We start from the raw sequence: 12,483 nt of genomic DNA, 5'->3' as shown, positions 1-12,483 counted from the left end.
GTGTAAAACGGTCCTCCTTACTGCATCAGAAAGCAGGCGGCCCACGTGTCACGATGGCGCCACAGCAGGCAGCATCATGGCCGCACAAAAGCTGGGCGTAACATTTCTTATATACATGAATCAACAGCGTGACAGCCACCGCCGCAGCTGTCAGCATCGTCAGCGTGAGGAACTGGCACAGCACACAGTCGTCCATGTGTACCGTGGTCTGTGTCAGGTGACCGCCGCAATGGTTGTGCAGACAGTCCACGCAGGTCACCTCGGCACTCTCGGCCGACTCGTGCACGTGAATCGACGACAACAGCAGTATTGGCAGGAATACCGCCAACATCACAAAGGCTGCTATCTGTCTCTTCATCACTTTCACGACTGCAAAAGTACAAAGATTTCCGCAAACGCACCTATGCCGCCGCGGAAATCTCGTTCAATTTAACATTCTGTAAGAGAGTTGACAATACCTTAACAAGCTCATACAAAGCCTGTTTATTTAAAGAATTGCGTAAACGCCTTTACCGTATAAAGGTGTATTCTTAGCTGCCAGGAAGTCACCTTTAGCTTTGCATGTCTATTGCTAAAAACTATTAAATTTCCTACAGAAAAGGGAAAATTATTTCTTTATCTGTACGGTAATTTGTATATTTGCGCCCAGAAAGTGTTTATTATGATTAACACATTACGGCAGTATATGTTTGTTATGGTTAACATATCTACGTAAAAAGTGTTTATTAAAATCAACAAGGAAACTGTAAAATTGAAATAAAAATGGAGAGTCTGTTTAAACGTCATGATGCTTATCTATCAAAAGTACCGATGGAGTACGTCCGTGATTTCATGCAACACATCAACTGGAATTCGCGGCTTTTGGTAATCCGTGGGCCCAAAGGCGTGGGGAAGTCAACACTGATGCAACAATACATCAAGCAGCATTTTCCTGCAGGCGACCGTCATGTACTCTATTGTTCTGCTGATACAAACTATTTTTCTACCCATACCTTGCTCGATCTGGCAGAAAACTTCGTCATGATGGGTGGACAATGGCTTTTCATTGACGAGGTACACAAATACCCAGGATGGAGTCGGGAGATTAAAGAAATCTATGATCTCTATCATGAGTTACACATCGTATTGAGTGGCTCGTCCCTCATCCAGATAAACGACGGACAGGCCGATCTCTCACGCCGTCTCATGCCATATGACATGCCTGGATTGTCGCTACGCGAATTCATACATCTTGACACGGGACTCGACATTAAGCCCGTTTCACTGGATCAATTGTTAGACAACCCTTCAAAGGTCTGTATGGATATCATATCCAAGTGCCATCCTCTGGAACATTTTGCGCGCTACCGCCAGTTTGGGTATTATCCTTTCTATTTCGAAGAGAAGCAGGATTATTACGACAAATTGGAAAACACGGTCAACTACATCGTTGATGTGGAACTGACAAAATATCGCAGTCTGGATGTAGGGTACACCCGTCAAGTCAAGGCACTGCTTCATGTGATATCTCAAATGACACCATACGAGGTGGACATCTCAAAACTTTCAAAGGCGTCAGGTATCAGCAGACAATCTACTCTCAAATACCTCACAAATATGGAGGAGGCCAATCTTATTCGTAGAGTCTTTACCAACTTGATGACTGTCACAGACTTACAGAAGCCAGACAAGATATACCTTGACAATCCTAATCTGCTTTACACACTCAGTCTGGAGAAGCCAGAGATAGGAACTGTGCGCGAGACATTCTTTGCCAACCAGTTGGCATCTGCTGGTCACAAAGTGGAATATGCAGGCTATAAGAAGGGCGACTTCCGTATTGATGGTGACATCGTCATTGAGGTTGGCGGACAAGATAAAGGCTTCAGCCAAGTAGCCGATCAAGAGAATGCCTATGTCGCAGCCGATGATATAGAATCTGCCTACATGAGGAAGATTCCTCTCTGGGCCTTTGGTTTTCTTTATTAACGCAAAGATATCACTTTCGGCAAGGATTATTCTTTTGCCACCAGCAATCATTTTACCAGTGCAATAGATGCCAGGGGACAGGCACCTGCCATCCATTATCAAGAATTTGTCTTATTCTGCAAAAATCTCTGCGAGTTTCTGCTCAATATCTTCGCCTCTTAAATCACGGGCAAGGATAGTTCCGTCTGGTGAGAAAAGCATAATTTGAGGAATACCACTAATACCATAAACATCGGTATCGGTCTTTTTGAAGTTTATAATCGAAGGGTATGGAATATTTTCCTCCTTGATGGCCTTCATTGTTTTTATGGGGTCATCCCATGTAGCAATACCAAGAACAACCAGTCCCTTGTCTTTGTACTTGTTATAGATGGCGATGAGGTTGGGAATCTCACGGCGACAGGGTAAACACCAGGAAGCCCAGAAATCTGCAAGTACATATTTACCACGACCTACATAATCGGAAAGGCGTTGCTGCTTGCCGTTGTACTCAGTAACGATATCGATAAACTTCATACCCTCGCCAGTACTTACCTTTGCTTGCAAATCTCTTCGCAACATTTGCAGCCTCGGCTCCTTTTCCACCCAAGAGGGGACAAGCATGTTGATGAGTTCCAAACCTCGACGGGGAGAAAGAGCACTGACATCGGATGCGTAATCATTGGCAACAAGGCTACCAATGGGGTCGCTGGGGTGCGCCGATATTACACTTACAACAAAGCTGTCCTCAAGGGCAATCAACCCCATCGTGTCTATAGGCTCACCGCTACTGAAAGCACGTCGGAATTCATTCATTAGCAACTGATGCTCTTCCTCCATCTGGTTCATAGCATCAACGAGCGGAGTGCCCGACTGGCGGACTATAGAGCCATCGATGGTACCATCAATTTTCGTTGTACCATTATCCAAGATAATGTGCAGTAGCAATATCTGTTTACCTTTTGCTCTTGCCATCATAGGCTCAGACAGACGGCCTTCTATCGGCAGGATTTCGCCTTTCACGATGTATAGAGTATCGAGGACTCCTGTAGCGATGAAGCCATCCACGATTTCTCCTCGCTCTTCTTTCAAAATGAGCGTGTCGGTTATTTCCGGTCTGCCAATGTTTCCTTCCAACCGATAATTGATTTGTCCCTGAATGGTTACTGTTAAGAAGACAAATAATAGTAGGGTTGTGATTATTTTCTTCATATTTGGTTTATCTAAGTTGTAGTACCTTTATTTGTATATACGCTCAAATTGGGTAAAAGATTGCACCTATGGTTGTTAATTGTTGCAAAAACAAAAATAAAGGCACAAAGAATTGACCAATCAGAGGGCACCTGTCATCTCGACTCTTCCATACCCATAAGGAAATGATTCAGAAGCAAGACACTCGTCTGTCCCTGTTGTCCTCCAAGGTTAGACCCTATTGTGTTAGACAATTTAGGTTATGGTACCCAAGGACTCCAGTTCCAGTCATATAAAAACGCTAAAAAAAGGGTGATTTCTTGTAGATGTAGAGAAATTTATATATCTTTGCCACACATTACCATAAACCCCACGCTTATGACGCACGGAATATGAAAAAACAATTACTTTTACTCGCAATGATTTTGCTACCATTGGTAGCTAGTGCCCACGACATTGAAGTTCAGAATGCCGATGGTGTTACCATTTATTACAACTACATTAATGATGGCACGGAACTGGAGGTTACTTTCTGTAGTGGCTATTACGGATATCAAGGCAATGTTGTTATCCCTGAGGAAGTAACCTACATGAACAGGACACGCAAGGTGACGAGCATTGAAAGTAGTGCGTTCGAGGGTTGCTCTGGCCTTACCTCCGTCACCATCCCCAATAGTGTGACGAGCATTGGAACTGAAGCGTTCTCTTGTTGCTTTGGCCTTACCTCCGTCACCATAGGCAGTGGTGTGACGAGCATTGGAGAGAGTGCGTTCGAGGATTGCTATAAACTTACCTCCGTCATCATCCCCAACAGCGTGACGAGCATTGGAGATAAAGCGTTCCAGTATTGCTATGGCCTCACCTCCGTCACCATCCCCAACAGTGTGACGAGCATTGGAAATGATGCGTTCTATCGTTGCTTTGGCCTTACCTCTATCACCATTCCCAATAGTGTGACGAGTATTGGAAATTATGCGTTCGACGGAGTGGATTTGACAACAGTTGTTTCGCTTATTGAGAATCCTTTTGTGATAGAAGGCAAATCATCGTCCTATAGTGCCTTTAACGTAAACACATTCAATAATGCAACGCTGTATGTGCCAGTAGGAACTATTGATAAATACAAAGCTACAAATGGGTGGAAGGATTTTGCTTACATAGTTGAAGGTACACCTACAGGAATTAAAGTTATTGAGAACACTCAAAAAAAGAATGCCACTGTTTACGACCTGAATGGTGTTCGCTTGTCAGAGCCCAAGAAAGGTATTAATATCATAAACGGCCAAAAGGTCGTGATGAAATAGTTTTTATTATCTATCAGGAGCATCCCTGCCCGTTTCTATTTCGAGCAGGGATGCTTTGTTATCAAGATGCCTAGGGGACAAGATGCCAGATGCCTAGGGGACAGGCACCTGCCATCTCGACTCTTCCATACCCATAAGGAAATGATTCAGAAGCAAGACACTCGTCTATCCCTGATGTCCTCAGACACTCGTCTGTCCCTGATGTCCTCTGATTACCATTACTTGCGCAGCCACAATCATTTGCATTGGTATGCTAGTAGCATCTGTATGCGCTTAAAAATGGCAAAGGACATCAGGAACAAGACGCTTGTCTGATCCTGATGTCCTTTTAAGTTCCCTACTCTCTCGCCAAGGCCCAGCCATCGAGCAAGGCTATCCAATCCAGTCCTTCTGCGCCGCATTCCTGGACGCACATTGCGGCACCCAACTTCATCCAGCGGGATGGCTTATCCGAGGGGATGCCCAAGGGCTCGTCAGGTCCGATGCCCGTGAACCTGCAGACATTCTCAATGTACCGCTTCGTGTTGTTCTCATTTGGCGGCGCCCAACGATTGATTATCGCCCTGATGGTATAGAGCCTGTAATCATGATAGTATGTACGCGTCAACATCTTAAACGCTGCACGCCAGCCATACGGCATTGTTTCAAACTGACAGAACTGAGGGTCTGTCTGCAAGGCCTTCATGCCCTGCCACTTATCCTTTGAACGTCTTATATTCAGCGGATTATTATTACGAATTCCTCTTGCAATCATTTCTCAAAATTTTAATGTTTAATCTTTAATGAGTCTACACCATTATTTCTTTTAATAGTTTCCGGTACTTACCTTTTTTTATCCTCTCTACAAAACCGTGAATCATCCATCTTTGGCATTGCTTCGCAGCAGGATTCTCTTCAATATCAAGTACATCCATCACCTCTCGAGTCGTGAATGTCTCCGGCAAATCCCTGTAGGCATCGGCATTCTTCGAGTTCTTTCGGCGGGGCACATACTCGCGGGCGGCATTGTCCCAAGAGTCCTGCAGCATCTGACCGAAGAAGTGGTCCTGGAAATAGATCACGGCATCATAGATCAGCGTGGAGAACTTCAAGTCGTCATCATTGATTTCCAGCTGACCCGTTTTCTTAAACTGCTCATACTGGCGCCCGATGATGCGGGGCACGGTGAGCCAGGTGGCATAGAACACGGCACGCTTTCGCAGGTAGTCCAGCACATGGTCATCAGCGGCCTCGGCCTCCTGAGCCGACAGTTCACAGAGCTCATACACATGGTCTGTGAGGCGTTCCAGGGGCAGTTCACCGTGCAGTTGTTCAAAGCGGAAGCCCCACTGCTTCAGGGCTTCATTGGCCTGCCAGTCCACCATCTTCTTCTTCACCATCTGATAGCGGGCTACCTCCATCTGGAAGATGGCTACACGACTGCAGAGACCGTCGTTGATATTGCGCATGGTGAACTTCTTATAGAGCGAAATCTGCGTACCCGTGGTGACGCTGTTCCAATACACGGGCAGGATGTCGTTGATGGAGTCACCATTGGCATAGTCCACACCCGACAGCTCGTTATGGAAGGCTTTCAACTCCAGGTCGTGCTTACCTATCCATGCTCCCCCACTCTGCGCAGAAATCGATGAATCGAGCTCTGAGTCAAACATATACAGGTGCAAGGGCAGCACCTCACCATCTACCATTTCCTTAGCACGTTTCAGGCGTCGGAAGAAGATGTTGTTTGAGGTCTTCGTGGGCAGATAGCGAATCATGCCCTCGGGCTCTACCAGTGCGTCCTGTTTCTGTGCCTTCGAACTGGTCCCTCGCTTCTTCTGCTCCTGCTTGTAGCGGGTTTCCTGCGCACGCACCTCCTCGTCCTGCGCCCTCATGGCACACATGATCTGGTCGTCCAGGTCCTTGGCAAAACTCTTACCGCTGGCAGGGTCACCGATAATCAGCACCTGCGGGTTCATACGCTGGCGGGCACCGTTGAAATGCTTGTACCAGCAGCGTGTCATCAGCGTGCAGTACATGGCTCCTGAGGCCATCACAGCGCCCAGCCAGTTGTGCCGGCTCACTCCCTTGCAGGCTTCTGCATAAGGGGCGCAAAGGAGAGGCTCCAGCCTTTCAGCGAACTGCTCATAAGGCACTTCAACTGCTCCCACAGACTTTGCAGCTCCGTCGGGCTTGCTGGCGTGAATACCCACACTTTCAAGCACCCCTTGCATCCTCTTGGGGATGTCCTTGTAAAGCTTTCGCTCACAAGCCGTATGAGCAATGTCCGTGACTTCCTTGTCGCCTCGTTCCCGGATGACGTCCTGCACAAATCCACACATTCTAAGCACCCTATCGACCATCTCGGGTTGGTTGTCGCAGATATATCTAAGGTCGAGAGCCAGCTGCAGCATTGTGCGGTGGCGGTCTCCAGTGGCAGGTGCGCCGCCTTGTGCGGTCTGCCACGCTTCGCAAATTTCTTTGTATTCAATTCCATGATAACGCAAATTTTCTTCATTATTTTCTTCTGAACACGGATTACTCTGATTTGACGGATTATCCGTACCATCCGCTAGATCCGTGGTCGTTTTAGTTTCTTGGGAGTGTCCGTCGCGATACTCAACATCATATCGCTCACCATACTCTTTATTCTCGTACGTAAACAACTCCTTGTCAATAAATAAAATATCGCTCTCCTTGCAGATGAAGCTCATGCGGCTGGCATCCTTGCAACTCTCGTCAACCTCCACGCCAAGTACTTTCGCCATAGCATGCTGGTTGTCTATGAGATTACCCCAGTCCAGGCGAGCCTTAAACACGATTTTCAAGCCCTGACCGGATGGCGTAATATAGATTAGTTCGATACCCAGCGCCTTCCAGTCCAGACCCTTCTCGACCCAACCTTGATAGAGCGTCAGTGGGTTTTCGATATGGTCAACGTCCATTACCACGAGTCCCGTCAGACGAGTTGCAGACTGCTTTCGCCACTGCCCCAGTTTCCCAGCCTTCGACGTGGTCTCATCAAACGTGGCCTGGAAGATGAACGCAGGCAATTTTCGTTTGAGTGCCGCATCGTGCGTCTCACGATACTTGTCGATATTCTCGTTCCATTTGCTTGCCCTGACAAGCGCCCAAAACTGGGCCTCGTCCACAGGTAGCGTCGGATTACTAAAATTCTTCTGATAGCAAAACATATTAGCAGAATTCAATTAAGTCCAACTCCCTGTCTATCAGCGCATCTTTCGCCTGTTTGTTGCCTGCGTCCATCTGCATCATGATACGTGGCACACCCAGCCGTTTCTGGAAAGCCTCGCGCCGTACCACCAGCGTCTTTGTCTCATAAAGCTTTCCGTTGTCAAGCTCAGCAATGGTCCTGCTTGTGGACACACTGCTTGTCTCTTTGGATTTCTGCACATAGGCTGTGAATGATTTTACACCAGTCTTTTTCACTAAGCGCAGCGAACCCTTCACACACTCGCCCTTTCGCATCCGGGCGATTACTTTCTTATCAACTTTAATCTTGATTATTACTTCCATTTCTTTTGAGTTTTTGCGAGCAGAAGTTTCAGAAATCCGATGGCCATCTTCACGTGAAGACTTCTTTCGCCTCAACTCAAGTTTTACTTTTTTACCTTTTTACTTTTTTACCTTTTTACCTTTATCAGGTCCGTTGCCAGAATCTCTTGGAATGTCTGTCCCTGATATTCATGCGTAGAGAATCGAAGGGTTGCTACTACCACATCACCTTCGCAGAACCTGCACGTCGCCAGATTACCCAGCATGGCGCACACATATTCATTTTCAAACTTGCCGCCCAGCTCCTTCAGCACAATGTTGCACTTCTGAATGCTGCCCGACTCCTGTTTTGCACTCTGTACGCTGAAGGCCTCGCCCTGGCGTACCACTTTCAAAATCTTTGCTTCCATTTGTTTTGTTATTAAAAAATCTGTTATAAAAAATATGTTATTATGTTAATGTGTCTCTAAAAAGATATTGTGTCTCTAAAAGTTACTCTGCCATGCACTTATTCATGAACCACGCCTCCAGGTACATCCCGTTCAAATCCAGCGCCCCTTCGTACGTCAGGTGAATTCCATATTTCTCTGCCATCGGGATGACGATACCCATGAATTCCCGCACCAGATTCTCACGTTCAACTTTTGACATTTTCTTCTTTTTCTTCGAAAGAATCTCGCCAGCCGTTATCTTCACCATACGCGAGCACTCTGCCAACTTCTTATCCACCTTAAAGCCGATATGTCCCACCAGCATCTTCGCTATCAGCCGAGGCTCAACCTCAAAGGTCTTAAAATGCTTCTCGAATGCCTCTTCTTGTGCAACAGCATCATTGATTGCCAGGCGCGCTTTACTGAGGAATTCCAGGCAATCCGTGACATTATTTCGATTTCTCATGACCGAAAAGAGTGCTTCTGCCCAGTGATCCTGCATCACATCATCATTGCCCCTTACCTTTTCCAACTCCATTCTTATGCAGCAATCCAAATACATTGCAAGATTGCATACAGAGCTGTCATAGAGCTTTTTCAATTCTATTATATCCATTTTTTTTATTTTTTACGTCGCATCCTTTATACGACCATTAATTGTTTAATATGTTATTATTTATATGTTATATGTGTTCTTGCGTCCTTTCAGTAGCAAGCGAGCAAAGCTCGAGCGACTGTGTCTTTAAACCCAGTTACTCTGTATCATCATGTCAAAGAGCACCGTCAAATCAGGTATTTTATCCTGTTGACGATGCAAAGGTAGAAACAAAAAAATCACAGCGCAACCACGAAAGTCGCACTGTGAATAAGTGTGGGAATAATGGAATAAATGTGGGAATACTAGTGGGAATTATTCCCACTTCTCACCAGATTCAGGAAGCGTTTTCCTACATTATTGCGTCTTTTAGCCTCATCGCCATCAGCATCATCAAACGTCCAATTAGGAAATTCCCCTCGTGCCTTATCATAGTATTTTGTGATATTTGAACGGGAAGACATAATCTCCACTCCACATTGTCCCATATAGTCGACAAATGATGTCGGCGTGTCAAAACTGGGCAACCATTTTGTCTCATTCATCAGCATCATCACCCACGTATAATCATATAGATGTTTCAGCGTACCCTCTGCCCTCATTGTTCGCGCCGCCTGGACTATCTTCATTTCCATTTCCCCCTCTGTATCCATCTGCGCCTCATCATCCTCAATCGCAGGCATCACCTTCGCCATATCCTTATTAATCAGCTCCAACATGATATCCAGTTCGAAGAATGCCCGGCGCTCCTCTTCCGTCATTTTGTGATAGTTAAACAGCAGATATTTGCCATAGCGGTTGTAGTCCAGCTTCAGGATGTCACCCTCCCACCAGTTAAATCTACGAAAGCAGGCACACATCTCCTTGAAGTCCTCGCAATACGCAAAAACATTAGACAGGCGATTCTGCACCAGGTCCAGTTGCACTTCTGCGATTTCCCGTAACGTTGGTCTGCGCGAGAATCGCAGAGGACGCTTCGTCAGGAACTCAGCAACAACCATTGTCTGCAGGTCTTTCAGGCTTTCAAAGGTCTCATCCCACTCCTGCGTCTTCCATCTTTCATACTTCATAGTGACACGGCTCGCATCGTACTTAGCCCTCTCTTGCAGATAGTACTGCCCATACAGGTGCTTCGGGATCCTTTTCATTTGTTCATAAATCTCGTTCATGGTCTCTGCCATCTCCCTGATGGCATCGAGCGTAAATGACGCTTCATTGACGTCTTTAAAATTTGTGTTCATAATTGTTTTTGGTTATGATTAAAAAAAAGAGCGTGCTGCATCAATGATACAACACGCTATGATTAGGGAATGCGAAGGTAATGATTAAAAAGCACTAAAAAGGAGCGTTTTTAGGGAAAACTACAAAAAACTTGGCGTTTCTTTTGGAACTTTCAGAAATAATACTTATCTTTGCAGCGTCAGAATTTATGTTCTGGCTATCCGGTAAACATGTGAGGCCCTAGGGGCTGAGAATGCCGAGAGGAGTAAGCCTTCATCGACCCTGCTCCATTTAAAAAGTCACCTTTGGGTGACTTTTTATTTTTCATACAATTTCTTGAAATCAGCATAGAATCGTGATGATAGGGCAAATCTTCTGAGGAGTCTTTACGCCATGAGGATTAGGCAAAATATAAACACGATAACCATGTTCTACAGCTTTGCGTGCCGCCATGAGGAGCGAAGGATAATCATCATCCTGCTCGCCTCCAACCGTATAGATGAATGGATTATCAAGCAAAGCGTGAAATTCTTTCCTGCCAGCAATCTCTTTCAACTTAGCACCGAAGGCTGCACCTTCCAGTGTTTTTAATAACATTAGTTCTGCGGTTATATCGCCTTTACTGCTTGTTTTCATACGAAATGCAAAGGTACAAAGAACTCTTCACATAAAAGAATATTCTGTCAAAAAAATATAAAAAAACAGTCCCGTACAACCTACGCGAGTGAGCTACGTACCACGTAACCGTTCAGTTGCAAAGGACTATCTTCTGGGTGCAAATTTTCCTTACGCACCAAAATTTATTTCAAATGAATTAGCGATTCACATCGCACTTTTCTAAATATTGACTAATATTGTTCGTAAATGGATGAATAGAGAGGATGAAATTGATGGAGACAAGGATGGCATAAGTGACTCTATCACCTGCCATCCTATTCTTCATCTCTTTTCTACATCAAACCACAACATGATGGACGCGCTACTGACAAGAACCTTTATTGTTTTTTATCTCTTTTCTACATCAAACCACAACCTTGGTTGATCATGCGCATCACCACGTCGGATTGTCTTTTATCTCTTTTCTACATCAAACCACAACTTGTAACGCTTGCGCAATTCGTCAGCCGTGATTGTCTTTTATCTCTTTTCTACATCAAACCACAACTGAAGGCCGACGGCAGCATCGTGAATCCTATTGTCTTTTATCTCTTTTCTACATCAAACCACAACCACTTGAAGCACTTGAAACAGTTGCCCTTGATTGTCTTTTATCTCTTTTCTACATCAAACCACAACAGGTGATCGCCCAGCTCTCTTATCTCCATATTGTCTTTTATCTCTTTTCTACATCAAACCACAACGGAGAAGGCCGACAGACACGATATGTCGTATTGTCTTTTATCTCTTTTCTACATCAAACCACAACCTATTAATGGCTGTGATACAATACAGTGCTATTGTCTTTTATCTCTTTTCTACATCAAACCACAACTAATGCAAAGATGTTAATTCCAATCAATCATTGTCTTTTATCTCTTTTCTACATCAAACCACAACCCTTAATTGGTACTGGTGTAAACCTGGTTTATTGTCTTTTATCTCTTTTCTACATCAAACCACAACTGCTTTTTCGTTTCGGTGGGTCTTATTGTATTGTCTTTTATCTCTTTTCTACATCAAACCACAACTATTATACAAGATATAACCTGTGCGCACATATTGTCTTTTATCTCTTTTCTACATCAAACCACAACTCGGCCGTGATATGAGGCACGGTCAGCACATTGTCTTTTATCTCTTTTCTACATCAAACCACAACGTGTACTTTATAACTTGCTTATTTATAAGCATTTGCTATACGTATGTCATTCACGAAGTGGCCAATTTTGATGCCTTTTCTTTGCAAAATTACTAAAAAAATTCTATCTGTAATGGGGTTGGCCTGGATTTTTTCTCCACGGATCCCCATATATGAATGATGTTAGAGTATTGTTTATCAGTAATTGAAAGAACGCTCACATGTCCCTTTTCCGGGGTAAAACTCTTGACTCTCTTAATGTGCACTTGGCATTCTCTTGCTATTACATATCACAACCTGCACCTCGTTTTCTGCTAAAGCATTTAGCAAGGGCAAGGTGACGGACGTCTGCTGATGTTCTAACAAGACAACGCCAACATCTTCGATGGGGACAGTCTGCTTTTCATCAGGAGAATCCTTATATGCAAGCACAAGTTGCTGATTCTTCAGAGAAAGAATCATTGGGCTAGAAAAAACAAGTGTACGCTTCAGCATCGCTCT

12 protein-coding genes and 1 CRISPR repeat array are annotated in these 12,483 nt (G+C 44.8%); of the genes, 2 read left to right on the top strand and 10 right to left on the bottom strand.

Annotation, left to right across the window (positions count from 1 at the left end):
- Window positions 1-25: 25 nt before the first annotated feature.
- Window positions 26-358, bottom strand: a complete 333-nt coding sequence (locus L6466_RS03545) for a hypothetical protein (protein ID WP_237802064.1) — start codon at window positions 356-358, stop codon at window positions 26-28.
- A gap of 404 nt (window positions 359-762) precedes the next feature.
- Between L6466_RS03545 and L6466_RS03540 the strand changes: the two genes are divergently transcribed.
- A complete protein-coding gene (locus tag L6466_RS03540) occupies window positions 763-1,968 on the top strand; it encodes an ATP-binding protein (protein ID WP_091816871.1) in 1,206 nt (401 codons plus the stop codon).
- A 111-nt stretch (window positions 1,969-2,079) separates the two neighbouring features.
- Here the strand turns inward: L6466_RS03540 and L6466_RS03535 are convergent, their stop codons facing one another.
- A complete protein-coding gene (locus L6466_RS03535; RefSeq protein ID WP_237802065.1) occupies window positions 2,080-3,159 on the bottom strand; it encodes a TlpA disulfide reductase family protein in 1,080 nt (359 codons plus the stop codon).
- 371 nt (window positions 3,160-3,530) lie between these two features.
- Between L6466_RS03535 and L6466_RS03530 the strand changes: the two genes are divergently transcribed.
- Entirely contained in the window at window positions 3,531-4,442 is a 912-nt protein-coding gene (locus L6466_RS03530; protein ID WP_237802066.1) for a leucine-rich repeat domain-containing protein, read from the top strand.
- Between the two features lie 337 nt (window positions 4,443-4,779).
- Here the strand turns inward: L6466_RS03530 and L6466_RS03525 are convergent, their stop codons facing one another.
- The 8 genes from L6466_RS03525 to L6466_RS03490 all read right to left on the bottom strand — a co-directional run bounded on the left by L6466_RS03525 (window position 4,780) and on the right by L6466_RS03490 (window position 12,477).
- Entirely contained in the window at window positions 4,780-5,196 is a 417-nt protein-coding gene (locus L6466_RS03525; protein ID WP_237793326.1) for a hypothetical protein, read from the bottom strand.
- A gap of 34 nt (window positions 5,197-5,230) precedes the next feature.
- Entirely contained in the window at window positions 5,231-7,615 is a 2,385-nt protein-coding gene (locus tag L6466_RS03520) for a BT4734/BF3469 family protein (protein WP_237802067.1), read from the bottom strand.
- Between the two features lies 1 nt (window position 7,616).
- On the bottom strand, window positions 7,617-7,958 hold the full coding sequence (locus L6466_RS03515) for a hypothetical protein (RefSeq protein WP_237793328.1): 342 nt from the start codon (window positions 7,956-7,958) through the stop codon (window positions 7,617-7,619).
- 107 nt (window positions 7,959-8,065) lie between these two features.
- Window positions 8,066-8,347: a hypothetical protein gene (locus tag L6466_RS03510; protein WP_237793329.1), complete on the bottom strand. Its 282-nt coding sequence runs from the start codon at window positions 8,345-8,347 to the stop codon at window positions 8,066-8,068.
- Between the two features lie 82 nt (window positions 8,348-8,429).
- Window positions 8,430-8,984 carry a hypothetical protein gene (locus L6466_RS03505; RefSeq protein WP_237802068.1) on the bottom strand — a complete coding sequence of 185 codons (555 nt, stop codon included), beginning with the start codon at window positions 8,982-8,984 and terminating at the stop codon, window positions 8,430-8,432.
- A 284-nt stretch (window positions 8,985-9,268) separates the two neighbouring features.
- Window positions 9,269-10,204 carry a hypothetical protein gene (locus tag L6466_RS03500; RefSeq protein WP_237802069.1) on the bottom strand — a complete coding sequence of 312 codons (936 nt, stop codon included), beginning with the start codon at window positions 10,202-10,204 and terminating at the stop codon, window positions 9,269-9,271.
- A gap of 322 nt (window positions 10,205-10,526) precedes the next feature.
- Window positions 10,527-10,781 (bottom strand): hypothetical protein, encoded by a 255-nt coding sequence (locus tag L6466_RS03495; protein WP_143005831.1) that lies wholly within the window; start codon window positions 10,779-10,781, stop codon window positions 10,527-10,529.
- Window positions 10,782-11,115: 334 nt separating this feature from the next.
- A CRISPR array of direct repeats spans window positions 11,116-12,003; the repeat unit is 36 nt; unit sequence ATTGTCTTTTATCTCTTTTCTACATCAAACCACAAC.
- 234 nt (window positions 12,004-12,237) lie between these two features.
- A complete protein-coding gene (locus L6466_RS03490; protein ID WP_237802070.1) occupies window positions 12,238-12,477 on the bottom strand; it encodes a CRISPR-associated endonuclease Cas1 in 240 nt (79 codons plus the stop codon).
- Between the last annotated feature and the right edge of the window lie 6 nt (window positions 12,478-12,483).

The sequence above is a fragment of the Prevotella communis genome (assembly GCF_022024175.1).
In the GTDB taxonomy this organism is placed as follows: Bacteria; Bacteroidota; Bacteroidia; order Bacteroidales; family Bacteroidaceae; genus Prevotella; species Prevotella communis.
This window is presented reverse-complemented; position numbering and strand designations above follow the sequence as displayed.